This is a genomic window from Bacillus sp. WMMC1349 (genome assembly GCF_013155385.1).
In the GTDB taxonomy this organism is placed as follows: domain Bacteria; phylum Bacillota; class Bacilli; order Bacillales; family Bacillaceae; genus Bacillus.
In genome coordinates this window covers 19,425-43,403 of the sequence record NZ_JABJUQ010000007.1, presented here as the reverse complement: position 1 = coordinate 43,403, position 23,979 = coordinate 19,425, and the positions used below count along the sequence as shown (strand labels likewise).

Here is a 23,979-nt window from a genome sequence, read left to right as displayed (position 1 = left end):
AAGACTCTGCTGAACTAAACGGCTTAAAAACACCGCATATCTAAAAAAAGGGCATAGATCCAGTTAAAAACTGTCCCGCCCTTCTTTAGACACACAATATATGTGATTAAACCAATTCGATAATAGCCATTGGTGCTCCGTCACCACGGCGAGGACCAAGTTTCATAATACGTGTGTATCCGCCTTGGCGCTCTTCATAACGAGGTGCTACATCAGAGAAAAGTTTTTGAAGTGCATCTTGGTTGTTCTCTGCATCCGCTACCTCATTGCGAATGTATGCAGCTGCTTGGCGGCGTGCATGTAAATCTCCACGTTTGCCAAGAGTGATCATTTTTTCAACTACAGAACGAAGTTCTTTAGCGCGAGCTTCTGTTGTTTCGATTCTTTCGTTGATGATCAAATCTGTTGTAAGGTCACGCAGCATTGCTTTACGCTGTGCACTCGTACGTCCTAGTTTTCTGTATGACATGTGATGTCCCCTCCTTTATGGAAATACTCTATCTGAAATAAAAAACAAACGAAAAGGCTAGTTTACATTGAAACTAGTCAATCGTCTTTGCGAAGGCCCAGTCCAAGTTCTTCAAGTTTCGCTTTTACTTCTTCAAGTGATTTGCGACCTAGGTTGCGAACCTTCATCATATCTTCTTCTGTCTTGTTCGCAAGCTCTTGAACTGTATTGATACCCGCACGCTTTAGGCAGTTGTAAGAACGAACGGAGAGATCAAGCTCTTCAATTGTCATTTCCAGAACTTTTTCTTTCTGATCTTCTTCTTTTTCAACCATAATTTCAGCATGTTGGGCTTCGTCAGTCAAGCCGACAAAAATATTAAGGTGTTCAGTTAAAATCTTTGAACCAAGAGCAATCGCTTCTTTTGGTCCAGTGCTTCCATCTGTCCATACGTCAAGCGTCAGTTTGTCATAGTTTGTAATCTGACCCACACGAGTGTTTTCAACTTGATAAGATACGCGAGAAACAGGTGTAAAGATGGAATCAATCGGGATGACGCCAATCGGCTGATCGTCTCTTTTATTCGCATCAGCTGGTGTATACCCTCGACCTCTTTGAGCAGTTAAGCGAACTTTGAAACTCGCGTTTTGACCAAGAGTTGCAATGTGGAGATCATGGTTTAAAATCTCTACATCACTGTCATGGGTAATATCAGCAGCTGTTACAACTCCTTCACGCTGTACATCAATCTCAAGCGTCTTCTCTTCTTCAGAGTAGATTTTCAGTGCAAGTTTTTTAATGTTTAAGATAATCGTTGTAACATCTTCAACTACACCTTCAATTGTCGAGAACTCATGCAGTACACCATCTATTTGAATCGATGTTACAGCGGCACCAGGGAGTGAGGATAAAAGGATACGACGTAAGGAGTTACCCAAAGTTGTACCATATCCACGCTCAAGTGGCTCTACGACAAATTTACCATACTTGGTATCGTCGTTGATTTCAACCGTTTCGATTTTTGGTTTTTCAATCTCAATCATTTCATAAAACCCTCCTTCAAAACGTCGAAACCCCGGAAAGAATTTCTCGTATTCTATCCGAAATTCCCCATTGTTTAGTCCCGTATGTGCTCAGGCAACGAGTGTGCATTCGTTTTATAAATTAACTGTATCATAACCCATTATTGACAGGGACACAAAATCTATACAAACAAATTACACGCGGCGACGTTTTGGTGGACGGCATCCGTTATGAGGTACTGGAGTTACGTCTCTGATCGCAGTCACTTCAAGTCCGGCAGCTTGAAGTGCACGAATTGCAGCTTCACGGCCAGAACCTGGTCCTTTAACAGTTACTTCTAAAGTTTTCAATCCATGTTCAATTGAACCTTTAGCAGCAGTTTCAGCAGCCATTTGGGCAGCGAAAGGAGTAGATTTACGAGATCCTCTAAATCCTAAAGCTCCCGCACTTGACCAAGAAATCGCATTACCGTGTACATCAGTAATTGTTACAATCGTATTGTTGAAAGTTGAACGAATATGGGCAATCCCAGCTTCAATGTTCTTTTTTACGCGACGTTTACGCGTATTTGATTTACGAACAGCAGCCATTGTTTAAATAACCTCCCTTACTTTATTTTTTCTTGTTAGCTACAGTACGACGCGGACCTTTACGAGTACGCGCATTATTTTTTGTATTTTGACCGCGAACAGGTAATCCGCGACGATGACGAATTCCGCGGTAGCTTCCGATTTCGATCAAACGTTTAATGTTAAGAGACACTTCACGACGAAGGTCACCTTCTACTTTGAGTTTATCGATTACGTCACGGATTTTACCGAGTTCTTCTTCAGTCAAATCACGAACGCGAGTATCTTCAGAAACACCAGCGTCTTTTAAAATTTCTTGAGCCGTTGGACGACCGATTCCAAAGATGTATGTTAATGAAATAACAACACGCTTATCGCGTGGAATATCTACACCAGCAATACGAGCCATTCTTTCTCGCACCTCCTTAAAATGTTATCCTTGTTTTTGTTTATGCTTTGGATTTTCACAGATCACCATTACTTTTCCTTTTCTGCGAATAACTTTACATTTTTCGCAGATCGGTTTAACTGATGGTCTCACTTTCATGTGTTTCCAACCTCCTTCAATTCCGGAGTGCTTTATTTGTAACGGTACGTAATTCTACCACGAGTTAAGTCATATGGAGATAATTCTACCGTAACCTTGTCTCCAGGTAAAATGCGAATGAAGTGCATGCGGATTTTACCAGATACATGAGCCAAAACGGTATGACCATTTTCAAGTTCTACTTTGAACATTGCATTTGGCAGTGTTTCGACTACAGTACCTTCCACTTCAATTACATCGTCTTTCGCCATTCAAGTGTTCTCCCTTCTTCAAATCAGTAACTTGCTTTCTGACAAATTTCAAAAGAGAAAATCTCAATTTTCCGTTTGTCACACGCCCTGTTTCGTTTATACTGTTCTGAACTTCCGGAGAAACGCAATCATAAAAGGTTAAATGATTGATATTCTTTTTCTTAGGAGAATGAAATTTTCGCTTTTCTCCGTCTGCTAGCAGCACATGATGATCATCGAATATTCCAATGACAACTGCATATTGAGTCATTTCACGACCTTTTAAGATACGTACAAACTGACCAATTTGAGGAGTATCTCGATTCATCTGATTCACCTAGATTTTTGTCAGTATATCAAAACCTGTCTCCGTTATCGCAATTGTATGTTCAAAATGAGCACACTTTTTCCCGTCCACTGTGACAACCGTCCAGTTATCAGCCAATGTTTTCACATAGCGGCTACCAGCATTAACCATCGGTTCAATGGCCAAAACCATACCTGGCTTTAACCGGGGACCTTTGTTTGGGGGCCCATAATGAGGAATCTGTGGGTCTTCATGCAGATCTTGCCCGACTCCATGACCAACATATTCTCTTACAATTGAAAAATGCTGGCTTTCAACATACGTTTGCACAGCGTGAGAAATATTCGACAAACGCTCTCCTGGTTTTGCTTCCTGCAAGCCTCTATATAAAGACTCTTCTGTCACTTCCAGCAGTTTTTGATCATCATCACTGATCTTCCCTACCGGATAAGTCCATGCAGAGTCGCCATGATAACCGTTTAGCTTCGCACCAATATCAATGCTGATGATGTCACCGTCAAGTAGCTTTCGGCTCCCAGGAATACCGTGAACCAGCTCTTCATTGACTGAGACACAAATGCTCCCACGAAAACCATTATATCCTTTAAAAGATGGGATTGCACCTTGCTTTTTAATAAAGCTTTCGGCAATTTGATCCAATTCTTTTGTTGAGATGCCAGGCTTAATATGTTTTTTTAGCTCTTGGTGAGTTAAAGCAACAATACGACCTGCTTCCCGCATAATTTCGATTTCTCTGGGAGTTTTACAAATAATCATTTGTTCAGGCCTCCAAGAAGCTCCTTAATATCACTGTAAACATCATTGATATGCTTTTGCCCATCAATATTTACAAGATAGCCTTTATCCGTGTAAAAATCGAGTAAAGGTTGGGTTTGCTTCATGTTAACCTCAAGTCTTGTGGATACAGTAGCCTCATTATCATCTTCACGCTGATAAAGTTCTCCTCCACATTTATCGCATACATTGTCTTTTGTAGGCGGATTGAAAACCAAATGATATGTTGCACCGCAATTTTTACAAATTCTGCGGCCAGTCAAACGTTCCATCAATGCATCTTTATCGACTTGAATGTGAATAACATGATCGATCGACTTTCCTAGGTCTTTCAGAATTTCCTCAAGTGCTTCTGCTTGAGCAACTGTTCTCGGAAATCCGTCCAGAAGAAAACCTCGTTCACAATCATTCTTGCCAAGTCTCTCCCTGACAATACCAATCGTTACTTTATCAGGAACGAGCTCACCTTTATCAATGTATGACTTCGCTTCAAGCCCCAGATCCGTTTGTTCTTTCATCGCAGTACGGAACATATCGCCTGTTGAAATATGAGGTATCCCAAAATCATCAACAATCCGTTCAGCCTGTGTTCCTTTACCGGCTCCAGGCAGCCCCATTAAGACTAAGTTCATTTCGGATTCCCCGTCCTCTCTATTTTAGAGGGAATGGGCACATCCCATTTCCCCTATTGCTTCATAAATCCACGATAGTTTCGTTTCACCAACTGGCTTTCAAGCTGCTTCATCGTTTCAAGTGCAACACCGACAACGATTAGCAAACTTGTTCCTCCAATTTTTGCAGAAGCAGGCAGTCCGGCATAGTTAACGAACAATACAGGAAGAATGGCAATTACAGCCAAGAAAATGGAGCCGACAAACGTAAGTCGATACAAAATGCTCGTGATTTTTTCTTGAGTCATTTTCCCTGGACGAACTCCCGGAATATAGCCACCTTGTTTTTTAAGATTATCGGCCATTTGTTCAGGGTTTACCTGGACAAATGCATAGAAGTAGGTAAAGGCAATAATTAATCCCGCATAAACACACATTCCGATCGGATGCGTATAATCAAATGTTTTTTGAATCCAATTTGTTACATCGTTTTGACCAAAGAACGTTGCTACTGTCCGAGGGGTCATAATAAATGCAACAGCAAAGATAACTGGTATAACACCCGCTGGATTAACCTTGAGTGGTAAATGTGTTGATTGAGCACCAGGAACAGGTGAACGGGCATTGCCTTTTGCATATTGAATTGCGATTTTTCTTACTGCTTCTTGGATGAAAATGACTCCAACGACAATGGCCAAAATCACAACCAATATGATGATAACTTTTACGATTTGCAGGAACAGCTGGTCTCCAACATTTTCAAACTGCTGAGCGTACATTTGGTTAACTGTCTGTGGAATGCCGGCAACAATCCCAGCAAAAATAATGATGGATATTCCGTTGCCAACTCCGTGAGAAGTAATTTGTTCGCCAAGCCACATGAGAAAAGCAGTTCCAGCAGTTAGTACAATTGCAATTGTCAAGTAAGTCCCCAGCCCTGTGTCTTCGATTAACGAGCCACCAGCCATGTTGTTAAAACCGTATGACATTGCTAAGGCTTGGATAAATCCAAGTACAATTGTGAAGTACCTTGTAAATTGAGATAGTTTTCGACGACCAACTTCCCCTTGCTTTGACCATTCCGTAAACTTCGGCACAACATCCATCTGCAAAAGTTGGATAATGATTGAAGCCGTAATGTATGGCATAATTCCCATTGCGAGAATTGAGAAGTTAAATAATGCTCCGCCGCCAAACGTATTAAGAACTCCAAACACACTCATTTGATCCTGTGCCTTTAAAACTTCTGTATTTACACCGGGCACAGGAATGAATGAACCGAGACGAAAGACGATAAGCATTAGAAGTGTGAAGATAATCTTATTCCGAATATCCTTCACACGCATAAAATTGGAGATTGTCTTAAACAAGTTAGATCACCTCAGCTGTACCGCCAGCAGCCTCAATTGCTTGTTTAGCAGAAGCGGAGAATTTGTTGGCTTTAACAGTTAACTTTGTTTCCAACTTTCCATCGCCAAGAATTTTCACTCCAGATTTCAACTTGCTAATTACACCTGTTTCTAATAGAAGTTCAGGAGTAACTTCTGTTCCCTCTGCAAAGCTGTTGAGTTTATCTACGTTGACTACAGCAAAATCCTTACGGTTAATGTTTGTAAAACCGCGTTTAGGAAGACGTTGGAATAAAGGCATTTGTCCACCTTCGAATCCAGGACGTACGCCGCCACCAGAACGAGCGTTTTGACCTTTATGACCTCTTCCAGCTGTTTTGCCGTTACCAGAACCAATACCACGACCTACGCGGTTGCGCGTTTTACGTGAACCTTCTGCAGGCTTTAATTCATGAAGTTTCATTAGGACACCTCCTTAGCCTATCGTTTATTTTATTGTTCTTTAACAGAAACTAAATGAGATACTTTGTTAACCATACCACGGATTGCAGCATTATCTTCATGGACAACCGTTTGGTTTGTTTTCTTTAAACCAAGTGTTCTCACTGTGATGCGCTGATCTTCCGGGCGACCGATTACACTGCGCTTGAGGGTAATTTCTAATTTAGCCATTATGTTCCCTCCTTATCCTAACAGTTCTTCTACAGATTTTCCACGAAGCTTCGCAACATCCTCAGCGCGTTTAAGCTCGCTTAATCCTTGAATTGTTGCACGGATCATGTTGATCGGTGTGTTAGAACCTAAAGATTTAGAAAGGATATCAGAAACACCTGCAAGCTCAAGTACCGCACGTACAGGGCCTCCGGCGATAACTCCCGTACCTTCAGAAGCCGGTTTTAACAAGATGTTGCCTGCACCGAAACGTCCGATAATTTCGTGTGGAATTGTAGTTCCAACCATTGGTACTTCAATCAAATTCTTTTTCGCATCTTCAACAGCTTTACGGATCGCTTCTGGTACTTCTTGAGCTTTACCAGTTCCGAATCCGACGTGACCGTTTTTGTCACCGACAACAACAAGAGCTGCGAAACGGAAACGACGACCACCTTTAACAACTTTCGCTACGCGGTTAACGGTAACTAAGCGTTCTTCTAACTCTAATTTGCTTGGGTCAATACGACGCATATTCATATGTCCCTCCTTTTTTTATTAAAATTCTAATCCTGCCTCACGTGCTGCATCAGCTAATGCTTTTACGCGTCCATGGTAAAGGTATCCTCCACGGTCAAAAACAACATTTGTAATACCTTTTTCAGAAGCGCGTTTTGCAACAAGTTCTCCAACTTTTGCAGCCGCAGATGCATCGCCACTGTTTTCGGCATTAAAGTCTTTATCAAGAGTAGATGCACTCACAAGTGTAACACCGTTTGCGTCATCGATTACTTGTGCATAAATATGTTTGTTTGAACGAAAAACATTTAGACGAGGTCTTTCAGCTGTTCCTGAAAGCTTCGCACGAACACGAGCGTGTCTTTTAAGACGAGCGGCATTCTTGCTTGTTTTCATAATCATCTGGGTCACTCCTTTCTCACTTTAAGCGGTTTTACTTAGCAGATTTACCTTCTTTACGACGAACCATTTCTCCTTCATAGCGGATTCCTTTACCTTTATAAGGCTCTGGAGAACGTACAGCGCGAATGTTTGCAGCAGTAGCTCCAACGCGTTCTTTATCTGTACCTTTAACAACCACTTTTGTTTGAGATGGAACTTCGATTTCGATTCCTTGTTCAGGAACGATTTCTACTGGATGTGAGTATCCAACGTTTAAAACGAGTTTGTTTCCGGATTTAGAAGCACGGTAACCGACACCAACTAATTCCAAACCTCTTTCAAAACCTTTAGATACACCTTCAACCATGTTTCCAATGATACTGCGAGTTGTGCCATGTAGAGCACGATGTTCTTTATTATCAGAAGGACGTTCTACAGTCAGTACATTGTCCTCAATTTTAATCTTCATATCAGGATGAAACGTACGAGTTAATTCTCCTTTTGGTCCTTTCACGGTTACAGTACTGTCATTCAAAGTAACTGTAACACCTGAAGGAATCTCAAGTAGCTTCTTACCTACACGAGACATACCAAACACCTCCATTCATGTTAAACTTCTTACCAAACGTATGCTAATACTTCTCCGCCAGCTTGTTTAGCGCGAGCTTCTTTATCAGTTAACACACCTTGTGATGTAGAAAGAATTGCAATTCCAAGTCCGTTTAGTACGCGAGGTACTTCATTTGACTTAGCATAAACGCGCAGACCAGGCTTGCTGATTCTTTTAAGGCCAGTGATGACACGCTCGTTGTTTTGACCGTATTTCAAGAAAACACGGATGATGCCTTGTTTGTTATCTTCAACGAATTCTACGTCACGGATGAAACCTTCACGTTTCAAGATTTCAGCAATTTCTCTTTTCAATTTAGAAGCAGGGATTTCAAGCTTCTCATGACGTACCATATTTGCATTACGAATACGAGTCAGCATATCTGCAATCGGATCTGTCATAACCATTATTTATTAACCTCCTTCCCATTAACGGGGATTACCAGCTGGCTTTTTTAACGCCAGGAATTTGTCCTTTATATGCAAGTTCACGGAAACAAATACGGCAAAGTTTAAATTTACGAATAACAGAGTGCGGACGTCCACAACGTTCGCAACGAGTGTACTCTTGTACTTTAAACTTCGGTGTGCGTTTTTGTTTCGCAATCATAGACTTTTTAGCCACGATTTCGCCTCCCTTTCATTGATTATTTCTGGAATGGCATACCTAATTGAGTCAGTAGTTCACGAGCTTCTTCATCTGTATTGGCTGTCGTAACAATAACGATATCCATACCGCGAACTTTACTTACCTTATCATAGTCAATTTCAGGGAAGATCAGCTGTTCTTTAATACCTAGTGTGTAGTTTCCACGTCCATCAAAAGACTTCTTAGAAATTCCGCGGAAGTCACGGACACGCGGTAAAGAAACAGAAATTAGTTTATCAAGGAAATCATACATGCGTTCTCCACGAAGTGTTACTTTCGCACCGATCGGCATTCCTTCACGAAGACGGAATCCAGCAATAGACTTCTTCGCACGAGTAACGACAGGTTTCTGACCTGCGATAAACGTTAATTCTTCAACAGCGCTATCGATCGCTTTAGCGTTTTGAACAGCGTCACCAACACCCATGTTGATTACGATTTTTTCAATTTTAGGCACTTGCATCACAGATTTGTAGTTAAATTTTGACACTAATGCAGGTGTAATTTCTTTATTGTACTTATCTTTAAGGCGGTTCATGAGATAGACCTCCCTTCCTTTAATACTATTTATCTAGAACTTGCCCAGATTTTTTTGCAATACGAACTTTCTTTCCATTTTCTACTTTGTATCCTACGCGAGTCACTTTACCTGTTTTAGGATCGAGCGGCATTACGTTTGACACATGAATTGGCGCCTCTTGGTTTAAGATTCCACCTTGTGGATTCGTTTGTGTCGGCTTAGCATGTTTTTTAACCATGTTGACACCTTCAACAAGGACACGGTCTTTTTTAGGGAAAGCAGCAAGGATAACTCCTTGTTTCCCTTTATCTTTACCAGAGATAACCATTACTTTATCGCCTTTTTTTACATGCATCCTGATCGCACCTCCTTAAGTCCGGCATTGATATCATTAAAGTACTTCTGGAGCTAGAGAAACAATTTTCATAAAGTTGTTATCGCGAAGTTCGCGAGCCACAGGTCCGAAGATACGAGTTCCGCGCGGGCTTTTGTCATCACGGATGATCACACACGCATTCTCATCAAAGCTGATATAAGATCCGTCACTTCTGCGCGCTCCGCTTTTTGTACGAACGATGACAGCCTTCACGACCTCACCTTTTTTGACAACGCCTCCTGGTGTTGCTTGTTTAACCGTGCAAACAATGACATCACCAATGTTAGCTGTTTTACGTCCGGAACCACCAAGCACTTTGATTGTTAATACTTCGCGTGCACCAGAGTTGTCAGCTACTTTTAAACGAGTCTCTTGTTGAATCATTATTTGTTACCTCCCTTCGGAAAAGACGTTTCCGAACTTTATTAGATAATAACAGCTTCTTCGACAACTTCAACTAGACGAAAACGTTTAGTCGCAGATAATGGACGAGTCTCCATGATCTTTACAATGTCTCCGATTTTAGCTTGATTATTTTCATCATGTGCTTTAAATTTTTTGGAATACTTTACGCGTTTACCGTAAAGAGAGTGTTTTTTGTAAGTTTCAACAACAACAGTGATGGTTTTATCCATTTTATCAGAAACAACACGCCCTTGGTAAACTTTGCGCTGGTTGCGTTCGCTCATATTCTTCTAGAACCTCCCTCCAGAATTATTTGTTGGCAGCAATTTCTCTTTCCCGAATCACAGTTTTCATGCGCGCGATAGACTTGCGCACTTCACGAATGCGAGCAGTATTTTCAAGTTGTCCTGTCGCTAATTGAAAGCGAAGATTAAAAAGTTCTTCTTTAAGAGACTTTACTTTTTGTTCAATTTCAGCAGTGGTAAGGTCACGAATTTCATTAGCTTTCATTTGATTCACCACCAATTTCTTCACGTTTTACGAACTTAGTTTTAATTGGTAATTTGTGAGATGCAAGACGAAGAGCTTCACGAGCGACTTCCTCAGACACACCAGAAATTTCAAATAAGACTTTGCCCGGTTTGACAACAGCTACCCATCCTTCTGGAGCACCTTTACCGGATCCCATCCGTACCTCCAAAGGTTTAGCTGTGTATGGCTTAGAAGGGAAAATTTTAATCCAAACTTTACCGCCACGTTTCATGTAACGAGTCATCGCAATACGAGCTGCTTCAATTTGGCGGTTTGTAATCCAAGAAGCTTCTAATGCTTGGATACCGTATTCACCAAAATGTACTTCAGCGCCGCCTTTTGCACGACCACGCATTTTACCACGATGCTCTCTGCGATATTTAACGCGTTTTGGCATTAACATATTATTTTCCTCCTTCCTCAGTTTTCTTCTTAGCAGGAAGAACCTCTCCACGATAGATCCAAACTTTTACGCCAAGCTTACCGTATGTCGTATCAGCTTCAGATGTAGCGTAATCGATGTCAGCACGCAATGTGTGCAATGGAACAGTTCCTTCACTGTAGTATTCAGAACGAGCAATATCAGCTCCACCAAGACGACCGGATACCATTGTTTTCACACCTTGTGCTCCAGCGCGCATTGTGCGTTGAATTTGTTGTTTTTGCGCACGACGGAATGAAATACGGTTTTCCAATTGACGAGCGATATTATCTGCAACTAGCTGAGCGTCAAGATCAGCTCTTTTAATTTCAAGAATGTTAATGTGTACACGCTTGCCAGTTAGGCTGTTGAGTGCTTTACGAAGCGCTTCTACTTCAGAACCGCCTTTTCCGATAACCATACCAGGCTTAGCTGTGTGGACGGTAATATTTACACGGTTTGCCGCGCGCTCAATTTCCACTTTAGAAACTGAAGCGTCAGACAGGCGTTTATTTATGAATTCACGGATTTTTAGATCTTCGTGAAGGAATTCAGCGTAGTCTTTGCCAGCATACCACTTAGATTCCCAATCACGTATAATCCCAATACGAAGACCGACTGGATTTACCTTTTGACCCAAGAGTTATCCCTCCTTCTTTTCTGATACAACGATTGTAATGTGGCTCGTACGTTTGTTGATTTGGCTTGCACGTCCCATAGCACGCGGACGGAATCTTTTTAACGTAGGGCCTTCGTTCACATAAGCTTGAGTAACCACTAGGCTGTTAGCATCCATTTCATAGTTATGCTCAGCGTTAGCGACAGCGGATTTTAAAACTTTTTCAATAATCGGGGAAGCAGCTTTTGGCGTGTGGTTTAAGATTGATACTGCTTCACCTACTTGCTTGCCTCGAATCAGGTCCATTACTAGACGTGCCTTACGAGGAGCAATACGGACTGTTCTTGCGACAGCTTTAGCTTGTTGCATTTAAAAGCCTCCTCTCATTAGCGTCTTGTTTTTTTGTCATCACTAGCATGACCTTTGTAAGTACGAGTTGGTGCAAACTCACCCAACTTGTGACCTACCATATCTTCAGAAATGTAAACAGGCACATGTTTGCGTCCATCATAAACCGCAATTGTGTGTCCAACAAATTGTGGGAAAATAGTAGAACGGCGTGACCAAGTTTTTACAACTTGTTTTTTATCCGTATCATTTAATTTCTCGATTTTTACCATCAAGTGATCATCGACAAATGGTCCTTTTTTTAAGCTGCGAGCCATTTTGGAACCTCCCTTCGCGATTGCACTACGGCCCTATTTGAACCGTAGACAACCTCGTTATTTATTTTTACGACGACGTACAATGAATTTATCAGATTTGTTGTTTTTCTTACGCGTTTTGAATCCAAGAGTTGGTTTACCCCATGGAGACATCGGTGATTTACGTCCGATTGGAGCGCGACCTTCACCACCACCGTGTGGGTGATCGTTAGGGTTCATAACAGAACCGCGAACTGTAGGGCGAATACCTTTCCAGCGAGAGCGTCCTGCTTTACCAATGTTAATCAATTCATGTTGTTCATTACCTACTTGACCGATTGTTGCGCGGCAAGCAGAAAGAATCATCCGCACTTCACCAGAGTTAAGACGTACAAGAACGTATTTACCTTCTTTACCAAGAACTTGTGCAGATGTTCCAGCTGAACGCACAAGCTGGCCGCCTTTTCCAGGTTTCAACTCAATGTTGTGCACAACTGTACCAACTGGAATGTTGATAAGTGGAAGTGCATTACCTACTTTAATGTCAGCTTCTGGTCCTGACATGATTTCAGTGCCTACTTTAAGCTCTTTTGGAGCTAAGATGTAGCGTTTTTCTCCATCTACATAGTTAATTAAAGCAATGTTAGCTGAACGGTTTGGATCGTACTCAACTGTAGCAACGCGTCCAGGTATACCATCTTTATCGCGTTTGAAGTCGATAATACGGTATTGGCGTTTATGTCCGCCGCCTTGATGACGTACAGTCAATTTACCTTGGTTGTTGCGTCCGCCTTTTTTATGAAGCGGGGCAAGCAGTGACTTTTCCGGCTGATCAGTCGTGATTTCAGCGAAATCAGACGATGTCATGCCTCGACGTCCGTTAGAGGTCGGTTTGTACTTTTTAATCGCCATTGTGATTTCCCTCCTTTTTGTTACAAATCATTATGCTTCAAAAATTTCGATTTCTTTGCTGTCTGCAGTAAGTTTAACAATCGCTTTTCTGCGTTTGTTTGTCATACCAGAGTAGCGGCCGACACGTTTGAATTTTCCTTTGTAGTTCATAATGTTGACTTTTTCAACCTTCACTCCAAAGATCTGTTCAACTGCATCTTTCACTTCTGTTTTATTAGCTCTTACATCTACATCAAATGTATATTTTTTTTCAGTCATTAACTCAGCAGAACGTTCAGTAATGACGGGGCGCTTAAGAACATCACGAGGATCTTTCATTATGCAAGCACCTCCTCTACTTTTTCAACCGCTGCTTTTGTCATCACAAGTTTATCGTGAGCAACAACATCAAGCACATTGACTCCGTTAGCTTCAACAACTGTCACTCCAGGAATGTTGCGAGCTGACAATGCAACTGTTTCATTTTCATCCGCAGTTACGATTAAAGCTTTTTTCTCGATAGACAGCCCTTTAAGGATAGCTACCATTTCTTTTGTTTTAACTGCATCAAAAGTTAAATCCTCTAGAACGATCAAGTTGTTTTCAGTTACTTTAGAAGACAATGCAGATTTGATTGCCAAGCGGCGAACTTTTTTCGGTAATTTATAAGAATAGCTGCGTGGTGTTGGACCGAATACGATACCACCTCCGCGCCATTGCGGTGAACGGATAGATCCTTGACGAGCACGTCCAGTACCCTTCTGACGCCAAGGTTTGCGACCTCCGCCACGAACTTCAGAACGATTTTTAACTTTGTGAGTTCCTTGTCGCAAGGAAGCTCTTTGCATTAGAATAGCGTCGAATACAACACTCTCATTTGGTTCAATTCCAAATACAGCGTCGTTTAATTCGATGTCGCCAGTAGTAGAACCGTTTTGGTTATATAATGCTACTTTTGGCATAATCCATTTCCTCCTTTCCTAAGAGAGTTATTTAGATTTAACAGCACTTTTAATAGTGACTAGTGATTTTTTTGCACCAGGAACGTTTCCTTTGATTAAAAGAAGATTGCGTTCAGCATCTACTTTCACAATTTCAAGGTTTTGTACAGTAATTTGCTCTCCGCCCATACGTCCAGGAAGCAGTTTACCTTTAAATACACGGTTAGGATCTACCGGACCCATTGAACCAGGACGACGATGGTAGCGAGAACCGTGGGACATAGGTCCGCGAGATTGTCCGTGGCGTTTAATCGCACCTTGGAAACCTTTACCTTTCGATGTTCCTGTTACATCAACAATTTCTCCATTTGAGAAAATATCAACTTTGACTTCCTGACCAACTTCATACGCAGCCATATCCACTCCGCGTATTTCTTTAACGAAGCGCTTAGGTGCAGTTTCCGCTTTAGCAACGTGGCCCTTTTCCGGTTTATTGGCAAGCTTCTCACGCTTGTCGTCAAAACCGATCTGAATTGCTTCATAACCTTCGTTTTCAGCTGTTTTCTTTTGAAGTACAACGTTAGCTGCAGCCTCAACAACAGTTACCGGAATAAGATCACCGTTTTCTGCAAAAACTTGCGTCATACCAATTTTTCTTCCTAAGATTCCTTTGGTCATTCGTCACACCTCCTATTAAGATCACTCTATATTTTTTTCATTAAAGTTTAATTTCGATATCGACACCAGATGGTAAGTCTAAACGCATTAAGGCATCGACAGTTTGTGGTGTTGGGTTTACAATGTCGATTAAGCGTTTATGTGTACGCATTTCAAATTGCTCACGAGAATCTTTGTATTTATGAACTGCACGAAGAATCGTGTATACAGACTTTTCAGTCGGCAATGGAATCGGACCAGATACACTGGCACCTGAACGCTTTGCAGTTTCAACAATCTTCTCAGCAGATTGATCAAGGATTCTATGATCATAAGCTTTTAAACGTATACGAATTTTTTGTTTTGCCATTATTTTCCCTCCTTTTCGCCTACTTACATTAGACAATTCTCCGTGAGAAAAACCTGAATCACCTTGCCATGGCAAAGCGGCCGGGTGTGTCAGCAACCTCTCACTTCATCGCAGTCAAAGACCAACATGCACTATTATACAAAAAAACTAGGCATGTTGCAAGGTAATATTAGAGATTACGTCATTTGCACACTTTTTTTATTATACAGATTCAAACGGAGTTAATCAAGGATTAATCCTCCCATATTAAAAAAAACAAAATTCACTAAAAAAAACGAGACCCAACGGATCTCGTTTTTCATTAAGTATTATTCAGTGATCGTCGTAACAACGCCTGAACCAACAGTACGTCCGCCTTCACGGATAGAGAAGCGAGTACCATCTTCGATCGCAATTGTAGAGATCAGTTCAACAGTCATTTCGATGTTGTCTCCAGGCATAACCATTTCTACACCTTCAGGAAGCTGAATGATACCAGTTACATCAGTTGTACGGAAGTAGAACTGAGGACGGTAGTTTGAGAAGAATGGAGTATGACGTCCACCTTCTTCTTTTGAAAGAACATAAACTTCAGCTTTAAATTTTTGGTGTGGAGTGATTGTACCAGGCTGAGCAAGTACTTGACCACGTTGGATATCTTCACGAGCTACACCGCGAAGAAGTGCACCGATGTTGTCTCCAGCTTCAGCATAGTCAAGAAGCTTACGGAACATTTCAACACCTGTAACAGTTGTTTTCTTGTTTTCTTCTTGAAGACCGATGATTTCTACTTCGTCACCGACTTTAACTTGACCACGCTCTACACGTCCTGTAGCAACTGTTCCACGACCAGTGATTGAGAATACATCCTCAACTGGCATCATGAATGGTTTGTCAGTTTCGCGTTCTGGAGTTGGGATGTAATCGTCAACTGCAGCCATCAATTCAAGAATTTTCTCTTCGTATTGAGCGTCACCTTCAAGAGCTTTAAGAGCAGAACCTTTAATAACTGGTACATCATCACCAGGGAATTCATACTCAGAAAGAAGATCGCGAACTTCCATTTCTACTAATTCAAGAAGCTCTTCATCGTCTACCATGTCGCATTTGTTTAAGAATACAACGATGTAAGGTACACCTACGTTACGAGAAAGAAGAATGTGCTCACGAGTTTGTGGCATTGGGCCATCAGCAGCAGAAACTACAAGAATAGCTCCGTCCATTTGCGCAGCACCTGTGATCATGTTTTTAACATAGTCAGCGTGTCCTGGGCAGTCAACGTGTGCATAGTGACGAGTGTCAGTTTCATATTCAACGTGTGCAGTTGAGATTGTGATTCCGCGCTCACGTTCTTCTGGTGCACCATCGATTTGATCATATGCACGTGCTTCTGCTTTACCTGTTTTAGAAAGAACAGTTGTAATAGCAGCTGTTAATGTAGTTTTACCATGGTCAACGTGTCCAATTGTACCAATATTGGCATGTGATTTGGAACGGTCAAATTTTTCTTTAGCCATTCTGAAAATCCTCCTTAAAAAGGTTATTTTTATAATATAGAGTGATAGAAAGTGAAATCGTAATTCCACTTTCTGATCTTACAATAGTAGTTATACTTTAATGCAGCGGCAAAATCAATTATTCGCCTTTATTTTTTTTGATGATTTCTTCTGAAATGCTCTTCGGCACTTCTTCATAATGATCCATGTGCATTGTGAACGTACCGCGTCCTTGCGTGTTAGAACGAAGAGCAGTAGCATAACCAAACATCTCAGAAAGAGGAACCATCGCGCGAACGACTTGGGCATTACCGCGAGCTTCCATACCTTCGACACGGCCGCGTCGAGATGTAATGTCACCCATGATATCTCCCATATATTCTTCTGGAATAACCACTTCAACTTTCATGATTGGTTCAAGAAGAACAGGGTTACATTTGCTGACTGCATTTTTCAATGCCATAGAAGCAGCGACTTTAAACGCCATTTCGTTAGAGTCAACATCATGGTAAGATCCATCAAAAAGTTTCGCTTTAATATCGATCAGCGGGAAGCCAGCTAATACACCGTTTTGAAGTGAGTCTTGAAGACCCGCTTGAACAGCCGGAATATATTCGCGTGGAACAACCCCTCCGACGATCGCATTTTCAAATTCAAAGCCAGCGCCTTCTTCATTTGGTTCAAATTCAATCCAAACGTGTCCGAACTGACCGCGCCCACCTGATTGACGTACAAATTTACCTTCAACTTTTGCACCGGAACGGAATGTTTCACGGTACGCAACTTGAGGTGCACCAACATTTGCTTCAACCTTAAATTCGCGCTTCATCCGGTCAACGATAATATCAAGGTGAAGTTCACCCATACCGGAAATGATCGTTTGCCCAGTTTCTGGGTTAGTTTGCGTACGGAAAGTTGGATCTTCTTCAGCAAGTTTAGCTAAAGCAACACCCATCTTATCTTGATCAGCTTTTGATTTTGGTTCGATCGCAACGTCGATAACAGGTTCTGGGAATTCCATTGATTCAAGAATAACAAGACTCTTTTCATCACAAAGAGTATCCCCGGTAGATGTATCTTTCAGACCAACAGCTGCCGCAATATCCCCAGCGTAAACTGTAGAGATTTCTTGTCGGCTGTTGGCATGCATTTGTAAAATACGACCGACACGCTCACGTTTGCCTTTAGAAGAGTTTTTCACATATGAACCTGACTCAAGTGTTCCAGAGTACACACGGAAGAACGTTAATTTACCAACGTAAGGGTCTGTCATCACTTTAAATGCAAGGGCTGAGAATGGCTCATCATCAGAAGATTCGCGTACGACTTCTTCATCAGAGTCAGGAACAATACCTTTGATCGCAGGTACATCAGTTGGCGCAGGTAAGTAATCAAGAACTGCGTCAAGTACCAGCTGAACACCTTTGTTTTTGAATGCAGAACCAGCAAGAACTGGATAGAACTCTACATTCAATGTACCTTTACGGATACCAGCTTTCAGCTCATCAACAGTGATTTCTTCACCTTCAAGATATTTTTCCATCAGCTCTTCATCAAGCTCAGCAACAGCTTCAATTAAGGTGCTACGTAGCTCTTCAGCTTTTTCTTTATACTCATCAGGAATTTCTTTCGCTTCTGAACGAGTACCAAGATCATCTTCATAGAAATAAGCGACATTTTCTACAAGGTCAATAACCCCTTCAAAATGGTCTTCAGCACCAATCGGCAATTGGATTGCATGTGCATTCGCTTGAAGGCGATCTCTTAAAGTACTTACAGAGTAAAGGAAATCAGCACCGATTTTGTCCATTTTGTTGACAAATACGATACGAGGTACTCCATAAGTTGTTGCCTGACGCCAAACGGTTTCCGTTTGTGGTTCAACACCGGACTGTGCGTCAAGGACAGCAACAGCTCCGTCAAGCACACGAAGTGAACGTTCAACTTCAACAGTGAAGTCTACGTGTCCTGGTGTGTCAATAATATTTACTCGGTATCCTTTCCATTGTGCAGTTGTTGCAGCAGATGTAATCGTGATACCACGTTCTTGTTCCTGTTCCATCCAGTCCATTTGGGAAGCCCCTTCATGAGTTTCACCAATTTTGTGGATACGGCCAGTATAGAACAAGATACGTTCGGTTGTTGTTGTTTTACCGGCATCAATGTGAGCCATGATTCCGATATTACGTGTTTTTTCTAAGGAGAACTCTCTTGCCATTGGGTCTTTTCTCCTTCCTTCTTAGGGAATAATATTTTTTTCGCGTAAGATTACCAACGATAGTGAGCAAATGCTTTATTAGCTTCTGCCATCTTATGCGTATCTTCACGTTTCTTAACAGCAGCACCAGTATTGTTAGCTGCATCAAGAATTTCGTTAGCTAGACGCTCTTCCATTGTCTTTTCTCCACGAAGACGAGCGTAATTCACTAACCAGCGAAGTCCTAGAGTCGTACGACGATCAGGACGTACTTCTACAGGCACTTGGTAGTTCGCACCACCTACACGACGTGCTTTAACTTCAAGTACTGGCATGATGTTTTTCAATGCTTGTTCGAAAACCTCCATTGCATCGTTGCCGGTACGTTCTTTAATGATATCGAATGACTTGTATAGGATTGTTTGAGCTTTACCTTTTTTACCGTCGATCATCATTTTGTTGATCAAACGAGTTACAAGCTTAGAATTATAAAGCGGATCAGGTAAAACGTCTCTTTTTGCTACAGGACCTTTACGAGGCATCTGATTATCCTCCCTTCTATTGTATACGGGCTTTAAGCAGATGAGTTTCTCGCTCTTATACCGCCAAAAGGGTGAACAACCGCATGACGCGGAAGTCCGATGCCTTTAAACAGCTTTGCCAGAATTTCTTGCTTTAAAAACCCTTTTTGGTTTTATTTAAGCCTTAATCATTATTTTTTCTTAGGACGTTTTGTACCATACTTAGAACGACCTTGTGCACGGTTTTCAACACCGGCAGTATCAAGCGCACCACGTACGATATGATAACGTACCCCTGGTAAGTCTTTAACACGTCCGCCACGGATTAGTACAACACTGTGCTCTTGCAAGTTGTGTCCGATACCAGGAATGTAGGCAGTAACCTCAATTCCATTTGTCAGGCGCACACGGGCATATTTACGAAGTGCTGAGTTTGGCTTCTTAGGTGTCATTGTACCAACACGTGTACATACCCCGCGTTTTTGTGGTGAAGATACATTAGTGTGCTCTTTCTTGAAACTGTTGTATCCTTTGTTAAGTGCAGGAGACTTAGAAGTTTCCACTTTATTCTCGCGTCCCTTGCGTATTAACTGATTAATTGTAGGCATGTTGAATCTCCTCCTTTCATTACGTTTTATAATCCACATACCCAGGTGGTTCATTTTAATACAAAAAACAATGTCTTTGCAAACAAGCAAAAACAACAAGTACGTTATTGAATAATGGCAACAGCTGCTGCACCTACCTCAATTCCGCAGGCTTTGCCGAGCTTTTTCATAGACTCTGCCACTGTAACCGGAACACCATGTTCAGTTGCCAGAGTAATGACCTGAGTTGTCAGACTAGTGTCCGCATCTTTTGCTACGACAACTTCCTTTACTGAATCGCGTTTGAGCGCTTTAACTGTCTGCTTCGTACCGATAATAACAGATTGTGCCTGTGATACTTTATCATAAGACATCAGAATATCCTCCAAAGTAACAGGTTAACTTGAGCACCTTGATTATATTATCATCCTAAAAGAAGGATGTCAACACAGTATGACCATTTTTAGACATCCTTCTTTAGGTGATTTTAATTTTTATTCTGTAGGAACCATTTCCTCGGAAGGGTTTGCTTGTTTGATTGGTTTTACTTTGCGGTAATTCTGCATACCCGTTCCCGCTGGAACAAGTTTCCCAATAATAACATTCTCTTTCAGACCGAGTAGTTCATCGCGTTTTCCTTTAATCGCTGCATCTGTCAAGACACGTGTTGTCTCTTGGAATGAAGCAGCAGACAAGAAGGAGTCTGTTTCAAGCGATGCTTTTGTAATTCCAAGTATGACAGGGCGGCCTGTCGCAGGTCTTTTTCCTTCAAGCAATACTTTTTTGTTTGCTTGTGTAAACTGGTGAATGTCCAGCAGTGTTCCAGGTAACACGTCTGTGTCCCCGGCATCGATAACCCGTACTTTGCGGAGCATCTGACGAACCATCACCTCGACGTGTTTATCACCAATTTCAACACCTTGCATCCGGTAAACCTTTTGCACTTCATGTAACAGATATTCTTGAACTGTGGTGATATCCGTTACTTTCAAAAGTTCTTTCGGATCAACTGAACCTTCAGTTAGTACCTGTCCGCGGTAAATTTTGTCGCCTTCAGATACTTTAAGACGGGCATTGTAAGGAGCCGTATATGAACGACTTTCTACTTCCCCTTGAACGACGACTTCCTGCTGTTTGTCACGGACTTCGTTAACTTCAGCTATGACACCGTCAATTTCAGAAATTGTTGCCTGACCTTTCGGATTACGAGCTTCAAATAATTCCTGAATACGCGGTAAACCTTGGGTAATATCGTCTCCAGCAACCCCACCTGTATGGAAGGTCCGCATCGTTAACTGTGTACCAGGTTCACCAATCGATTGGGCTGCAATGATTCCGACTGCTTCACCAACTTCAACATCTGTGCCAGTCGCCAGATTGCGACCATAGCATCGTTTACATACACCATGTGATGTATTACATGTAAATGCAGAGCGAATCCAGACTTCATCTATGCCTGCCTCAACAATTTCCAGTGCTTTGTCTTCATCAATCAGCTCATTCTCTTTAACGAGAACTTCCCCGGTTTCAGGATGTTTAATAGGCTTTCTTGCAAAACGACCAATCAGTCGCTCTTCAAGGCGTTCGATCACTTCTGTGCCTTCTGTAATAGCCTTTGCCAAAATACCTCTATCCGTACCACAATCTGTCTCACGAATAATAACATCTTGAGCTACGTCAACAAGACGGCGAGTCAAGTAACCTGAGTCGGCTGTCTTCAGCGCTGTATCGGCAAGACCTTTACGAGCTCCGTGCGTTGAAATAAAGTACTCTAGCACTGTTAAACCTTCTCGGAAACTCGATTTAATTGGAAGTTCGATAATCCGGCCTGCCGGGTTGGCCATCAGACCACGCATACCTGCAAGTTGTGTAAAGTTTGATGCATTACCCCGGGCTCCAGAGTCACTCATCATGTAGATCGGGTTCACTTCATCCAACGATTTCATCAACTTACCTTGAATCGTATCTTTCGCCGCACTCCAAATGGAAATGACACGTTCATAACGTTCTTCTTCTGTTATTAGACCGCGTCTGAATTGTTTCAGAACGTTGTCAACTTTCCCTTGGGCTTCTTCAAGGATTCTCTGCTTATCATCCAGAACCACGATGTCAGAAACACCGACTGTAATTCCAGCTTTGGTAGAGAATTTAAAACCAAGATTCTTCATGCGGTCAAGCATTTTCGATGTTTCAGTAATGTGGAATCTTTTGAATATCTCCGCAATAATTTTACCTAAAATGCCTTTTTTAAATGGGGCATTAATTTCTTGTCCTTGAATTGCGGCTCTCACATCTACACCATAGTCTATGAAGAAACGATCAGGCGTTTTTTCTTCAATATTACTCTTTGTCGGCTCATTCATATACGGGAATGATGGCGGAAGAATTTCATTGAAGATCAACTTTCCTACGGTTGTCATGAGCAACTTAGAACGCTGTTCTTCAGTAAATGTTTCATTCTTCAAAGAATTAACCGCAACAGCGACTCTCGTATGCAAATGCACATACCCGTTTTGATAGGCTAACAACGCTTCATCTGTATCTTTGAAAATCATACCTTCCCCGACTGCACCAGGGCGCTCTAATGTTAAGTAGTAATTTCCAAGTACCATATCCTGTGATGGTGTAACAACCGGTTTTCCATCTTTAGGATTGAGAATGTTTTGTGCAGCAAGCATAAGAATACGCGCTTCCGCTTGTGCTTCGGCTGATAAAGGAACGTGTACCGCCATTTGGTCACCATCAAAGTCTGCATTGTATGCTGTACAAACAAGCGGGTGAAGACGGATGGCACGGCCTTCAACAAGTGTTGGCTCAAATGCCTGAATTCCCAATCTGTGAAGCGTAGGGGCACGGTTTAGAAGTACCGGATGCTCTTTAATAACCGATTCAAGAACATCCCAAACTTCTGGTTGAACACGTTCGATTTTACGCTTCGCACTCTTTATGTTATGGGCAAGACCTTTTTCAACCAGTTCTTTCATGACGAAAGGCTTGAAAAGTTCCAAAGCCATCTCTTTCGGTAGTCCACACTGGTACATTTTCAGGTTCGGACCAACAACGATAACAGAACGACCTGAGTAGTCAACACGTTTCCCGAGTAGATTTTGACGGAAACGACCTTGTTTACCTTTCAACATATGAGAAAGTGATTTCAACGGTCTATTTCCTGGACCTGTAACAGGACGACCTCTGCGCCCATTATCAATTAATGCGTCGACTGCTTCTTGAAGCATACGTTTTTCGTTTTGCACAATGATACTTGGTGCTCCAAGATCAAGAAGACGTTTTAAGCGATTGTTACGGTTAATGACACGGCGGTAAAGATCATTTAAATCAGATGTTGCAAAACGACCACCGTCAAGCTGTACCATCGGTCTCAGTTCAGGAGGAATAACCGGAAGAACATCAAGGATCATCCAAGATGGTTTGTTTCCGGAATTACGGAAAGCCTCCAATACTTCAAGTCGTTTGATCGCCCGTGTCCGTCGCTGTCCTTGAGACGTTTTAAGCTCTTCTTTAAGTGCATCTACTTCTTTTACAAGATCGATATCTTGAAGAAGTTTATGGATCGCTTCTGCGCCCATAGAAGCTTGAAACTTGTTTCCGTATTTATCAAGATATGCCCGGTATTCTTTTTCAGACAACAGCTGCTTCTTCTCAAGCGGCGTGTTGGCCGGGTCTGTTACCACATAGGAAGCAAAATAGATCACTTCTTCTAAAGCACGAGGTGACATATCTAGCACAAGACCCATACGGCTTGGTATTCCTTTAAAATACCAAATATGAGAAACTGGAGCCGCCAACTCAATATGTCCCATTCTTTCTCGTCGGACTTTAGCCCGCGTTACTTCAACTCCACAACGGTCACAAACTACGCCTTTATAACGAACTCGCTTGTACTTTCCGCAATGGCATTCCCAGTCCTTTTGAGGACCGAAAATGCGCTCACAGAACAGACCATCTTTTTCAGGTTTCAAAGTACGATAGTTGATTGTTTCAGGCTTTTTCACTTCTCCATAAGACCATGAACGGATTTTATCAGGTGAAGCGAGACCGATGTTCATATACTCAAAATTGTTCACATCTAGCAAGGGGCCTACCTCCCTTTTTTCTTCGGGTTATACCCTGTCACT

The 23,979-nt window shown here is 41.9% G+C and carries 37 protein-coding genes; all 37 read right to left on the bottom strand.

Annotated elements, in window-relative coordinates; translation table 11 throughout:
* Positions 1-106 precede the first annotated feature (106 nt).
* Positions 107-469 carry a 50S ribosomal protein L17 gene (rplQ, locus tag HOO54_RS02625; RefSeq protein WP_172292373.1) on the bottom strand — a complete coding sequence of 121 codons (363 nt, stop codon included), beginning with the start codon at positions 467-469 and terminating at the stop codon, positions 107-109.
* A gap of 77 nt (positions 470-546) precedes the next feature.
* Positions 547-1,491: a DNA-directed RNA polymerase subunit alpha gene (locus tag HOO54_RS02620; protein ID WP_172292371.1), complete on the bottom strand. Its 945-nt coding sequence runs from the start codon at positions 1,489-1,491 to the stop codon at positions 547-549.
* A 174-nt stretch (positions 1,492-1,665) separates the two neighbouring features.
* On the bottom strand, positions 1,666-2,061 hold the full coding sequence (gene rpsK / locus HOO54_RS02615) for a 30S ribosomal protein S11 (RefSeq protein ID WP_172292369.1): 396 nt from the start codon (positions 2,059-2,061) through the stop codon (positions 1,666-1,668).
* 22 nt (positions 2,062-2,083) lie between these two features.
* Positions 2,084-2,449, bottom strand: coding sequence for a 30S ribosomal protein S13 (gene rpsM / locus HOO54_RS02610; RefSeq protein WP_172292367.1), 366 nt, complete (start codon positions 2,447-2,449; stop codon positions 2,084-2,086).
* A gap of 24 nt (positions 2,450-2,473) precedes the next feature.
* Positions 2,474-2,587 carry a 50S ribosomal protein L36 gene (gene rpmJ / locus HOO54_RS02605; RefSeq protein WP_003156543.1) on the bottom strand — a complete coding sequence of 38 codons (114 nt, stop codon included), beginning with the start codon at positions 2,585-2,587 and terminating at the stop codon, positions 2,474-2,476.
* Positions 2,588-2,619: 32 nt separating this feature from the next.
* Positions 2,620-2,838: a translation initiation factor IF-1 gene (gene infA / locus HOO54_RS02600; protein WP_003178377.1), complete on the bottom strand. Its 219-nt coding sequence runs from the start codon at positions 2,836-2,838 to the stop codon at positions 2,620-2,622.
* On the bottom strand, positions 2,816-3,145 hold the full coding sequence (locus HOO54_RS02595; protein ID WP_172292365.1) for a KOW domain-containing RNA-binding protein: 330 nt from the start codon (positions 3,143-3,145) through the stop codon (positions 2,816-2,818). The genes infA and HOO54_RS02595 overlap by 23 nt, the downstream gene beginning before the upstream one ends.
* A 9-nt stretch (positions 3,146-3,154) precedes the next feature.
* On the bottom strand, positions 3,155-3,901 hold the full coding sequence (gene map, locus HOO54_RS02590) for a type I methionyl aminopeptidase (protein ID WP_172292363.1): 747 nt from the start codon (positions 3,899-3,901) through the stop codon (positions 3,155-3,157).
* Positions 3,898-4,551: an adenylate kinase gene (locus tag HOO54_RS02585; RefSeq protein ID WP_172292361.1), complete on the bottom strand. Its 654-nt coding sequence runs from the start codon at positions 4,549-4,551 to the stop codon at positions 3,898-3,900. Before HOO54_RS02585 ends, map begins: the two co-directional genes overlap by 4 nt.
* A 53-nt stretch (positions 4,552-4,604) precedes the next feature.
* Positions 4,605-5,900 (bottom strand): preprotein translocase subunit SecY, encoded by a 1,296-nt coding sequence (gene secY, locus HOO54_RS02580; protein WP_172292359.1) that lies wholly within the window; start codon positions 5,898-5,900, stop codon positions 4,605-4,607.
* A gap of 1 nt (position 5,901) precedes the next feature.
* Positions 5,902-6,342 carry a 50S ribosomal protein L15 gene (gene rplO, locus HOO54_RS02575; RefSeq protein WP_172292357.1) on the bottom strand — a complete coding sequence of 147 codons (441 nt, stop codon included), beginning with the start codon at positions 6,340-6,342 and terminating at the stop codon, positions 5,902-5,904.
* Positions 6,343-6,371: 29 nt separating this feature from the next.
* On the bottom strand, positions 6,372-6,551 hold the full coding sequence (rpmD, locus tag HOO54_RS02570) for a 50S ribosomal protein L30 (protein ID WP_172292355.1): 180 nt from the start codon (positions 6,549-6,551) through the stop codon (positions 6,372-6,374).
* Between the two features lie 12 nt (positions 6,552-6,563).
* On the bottom strand, positions 6,564-7,064 hold the full coding sequence (gene rpsE / locus HOO54_RS02565; protein WP_172299274.1) for a 30S ribosomal protein S5: 501 nt from the start codon (positions 7,062-7,064) through the stop codon (positions 6,564-6,566).
* A gap of 24 nt (positions 7,065-7,088) precedes the next feature.
* Positions 7,089-7,451 (bottom strand): 50S ribosomal protein L18, encoded by a 363-nt coding sequence (gene rplR / locus HOO54_RS02560; protein ID WP_172292353.1) that lies wholly within the window; start codon positions 7,449-7,451, stop codon positions 7,089-7,091.
* Between the two features lie 31 nt (positions 7,452-7,482).
* A complete protein-coding gene (gene rplF, locus HOO54_RS02555; protein WP_172292351.1) occupies positions 7,483-8,019 on the bottom strand; it encodes a 50S ribosomal protein L6 in 537 nt (178 codons plus the stop codon).
* Between the two features lie 29 nt (positions 8,020-8,048).
* Positions 8,049-8,447 (bottom strand): 30S ribosomal protein S8, encoded by a 399-nt coding sequence (gene rpsH / locus HOO54_RS02550; protein WP_172292349.1) that lies wholly within the window; start codon positions 8,445-8,447, stop codon positions 8,049-8,051.
* Positions 8,448-8,478: 31 nt separating this feature from the next.
* Positions 8,479-8,664, bottom strand: a complete 186-nt coding sequence (gene rpsN, locus HOO54_RS02545; RefSeq protein ID WP_003178353.1) for a 30S ribosomal protein S14 — start codon at positions 8,662-8,664, stop codon at positions 8,479-8,481.
* A gap of 22 nt (positions 8,665-8,686) precedes the next feature.
* Positions 8,687-9,226 (bottom strand): 50S ribosomal protein L5, encoded by a 540-nt coding sequence (gene rplE / locus HOO54_RS02540; protein ID WP_172292347.1) that lies wholly within the window; start codon positions 9,224-9,226, stop codon positions 8,687-8,689.
* 25 nt (positions 9,227-9,251) lie between these two features.
* Complete coding sequence (rplX, locus tag HOO54_RS02535; protein ID WP_172292345.1) at positions 9,252-9,563, bottom strand: 50S ribosomal protein L24; 312 nt, start codon at positions 9,561-9,563, stop codon at positions 9,252-9,254.
* Between the two features lie 36 nt (positions 9,564-9,599).
* Positions 9,600-9,968, bottom strand: a complete 369-nt coding sequence (gene rplN, locus HOO54_RS02530; RefSeq protein WP_172292343.1) for a 50S ribosomal protein L14 — start codon at positions 9,966-9,968, stop codon at positions 9,600-9,602.
* Between the two features lie 41 nt (positions 9,969-10,009).
* Positions 10,010-10,273 (bottom strand): 30S ribosomal protein S17, encoded by a 264-nt coding sequence (gene rpsQ, locus HOO54_RS02525; protein WP_003178345.1) that lies wholly within the window; start codon positions 10,271-10,273, stop codon positions 10,010-10,012.
* A 25-nt stretch (positions 10,274-10,298) separates the two neighbouring features.
* Positions 10,299-10,499: a 50S ribosomal protein L29 gene (gene rpmC, locus HOO54_RS02520; RefSeq protein ID WP_003178343.1), complete on the bottom strand. Its 201-nt coding sequence runs from the start codon at positions 10,497-10,499 to the stop codon at positions 10,299-10,301.
* Positions 10,489-10,923: a 50S ribosomal protein L16 gene (gene rplP, locus HOO54_RS02515; RefSeq protein WP_172292341.1), complete on the bottom strand. Its 435-nt coding sequence runs from the start codon at positions 10,921-10,923 to the stop codon at positions 10,489-10,491. Before rplP ends, rpmC begins: the two co-directional genes overlap by 11 nt.
* 1 nt (position 10,924) lies before the next feature.
* Complete coding sequence (gene rpsC, locus HOO54_RS02510) at positions 10,925-11,581, bottom strand: 30S ribosomal protein S3 (protein ID WP_172292339.1); 657 nt, start codon at positions 11,579-11,581, stop codon at positions 10,925-10,927.
* 3 nt (positions 11,582-11,584) lie between these two features.
* Positions 11,585-11,929 carry a 50S ribosomal protein L22 gene (gene rplV / locus HOO54_RS02505; protein WP_172292337.1) on the bottom strand — a complete coding sequence of 115 codons (345 nt, stop codon included), beginning with the start codon at positions 11,927-11,929 and terminating at the stop codon, positions 11,585-11,587.
* Between the two features lie 17 nt (positions 11,930-11,946).
* Positions 11,947-12,225, bottom strand: a complete 279-nt coding sequence (rpsS, locus tag HOO54_RS02500; protein WP_172292335.1) for a 30S ribosomal protein S19 — start codon at positions 12,223-12,225, stop codon at positions 11,947-11,949.
* A gap of 57 nt (positions 12,226-12,282) precedes the next feature.
* Positions 12,283-13,116 carry a 50S ribosomal protein L2 gene (gene rplB / locus HOO54_RS02495; protein WP_172292333.1) on the bottom strand — a complete coding sequence of 278 codons (834 nt, stop codon included), beginning with the start codon at positions 13,114-13,116 and terminating at the stop codon, positions 12,283-12,285.
* A gap of 30 nt (positions 13,117-13,146) precedes the next feature.
* Complete coding sequence (gene rplW / locus HOO54_RS02490) at positions 13,147-13,434, bottom strand: 50S ribosomal protein L23 (RefSeq protein WP_172292331.1); 288 nt, start codon at positions 13,432-13,434, stop codon at positions 13,147-13,149.
* Positions 13,434-14,057: a 50S ribosomal protein L4 gene (gene rplD, locus HOO54_RS02485; RefSeq protein ID WP_172292329.1), complete on the bottom strand. Its 624-nt coding sequence runs from the start codon at positions 14,055-14,057 to the stop codon at positions 13,434-13,436. The genes rplW and rplD overlap by 1 nt, the downstream gene beginning before the upstream one ends.
* A gap of 27 nt (positions 14,058-14,084) precedes the next feature.
* Positions 14,085-14,714: a 50S ribosomal protein L3 gene (rplC, locus tag HOO54_RS02480; protein ID WP_172292327.1), complete on the bottom strand. Its 630-nt coding sequence runs from the start codon at positions 14,712-14,714 to the stop codon at positions 14,085-14,087.
* Positions 14,715-14,754: 40 nt separating this feature from the next.
* On the bottom strand, positions 14,755-15,063 hold the full coding sequence (rpsJ, locus tag HOO54_RS02475; RefSeq protein ID WP_003156464.1) for a 30S ribosomal protein S10: 309 nt from the start codon (positions 15,061-15,063) through the stop codon (positions 14,755-14,757).
* 308 nt (positions 15,064-15,371) lie between these two features.
* Complete coding sequence (tuf, locus tag HOO54_RS02470; protein WP_172292325.1) at positions 15,372-16,559, bottom strand: elongation factor Tu; 1,188 nt, start codon at positions 16,557-16,559, stop codon at positions 15,372-15,374.
* 118 nt (positions 16,560-16,677) lie between these two features.
* Positions 16,678-18,756: an elongation factor G gene (fusA, locus tag HOO54_RS02465; RefSeq protein WP_172292323.1), complete on the bottom strand. Its 2,079-nt coding sequence runs from the start codon at positions 18,754-18,756 to the stop codon at positions 16,678-16,680.
* A gap of 50 nt (positions 18,757-18,806) precedes the next feature.
* A complete protein-coding gene (gene rpsG, locus HOO54_RS02460) occupies positions 18,807-19,277 on the bottom strand; it encodes a 30S ribosomal protein S7 (RefSeq protein ID WP_172292321.1) in 471 nt (156 codons plus the stop codon).
* A 170-nt stretch (positions 19,278-19,447) separates the two neighbouring features.
* Positions 19,448-19,864 carry a 30S ribosomal protein S12 gene (gene rpsL / locus HOO54_RS02455; RefSeq protein ID WP_172292319.1) on the bottom strand — a complete coding sequence of 139 codons (417 nt, stop codon included), beginning with the start codon at positions 19,862-19,864 and terminating at the stop codon, positions 19,448-19,450.
* 104 nt (positions 19,865-19,968) lie between these two features.
* Positions 19,969-20,217 carry a 50S ribosomal protein L7ae-like protein gene (locus HOO54_RS02450; protein WP_172292317.1) on the bottom strand — a complete coding sequence of 83 codons (249 nt, stop codon included), beginning with the start codon at positions 20,215-20,217 and terminating at the stop codon, positions 19,969-19,971.
* Positions 20,218-20,337: 120 nt separating this feature from the next.
* On the bottom strand, positions 20,338-23,937 hold the full coding sequence (gene rpoC, locus HOO54_RS02445) for a DNA-directed RNA polymerase subunit beta' (RefSeq protein WP_172292315.1): 3,600 nt from the start codon (positions 23,935-23,937) through the stop codon (positions 20,338-20,340).
* Positions 23,938-23,979: the final 42 nt, after the last annotated feature.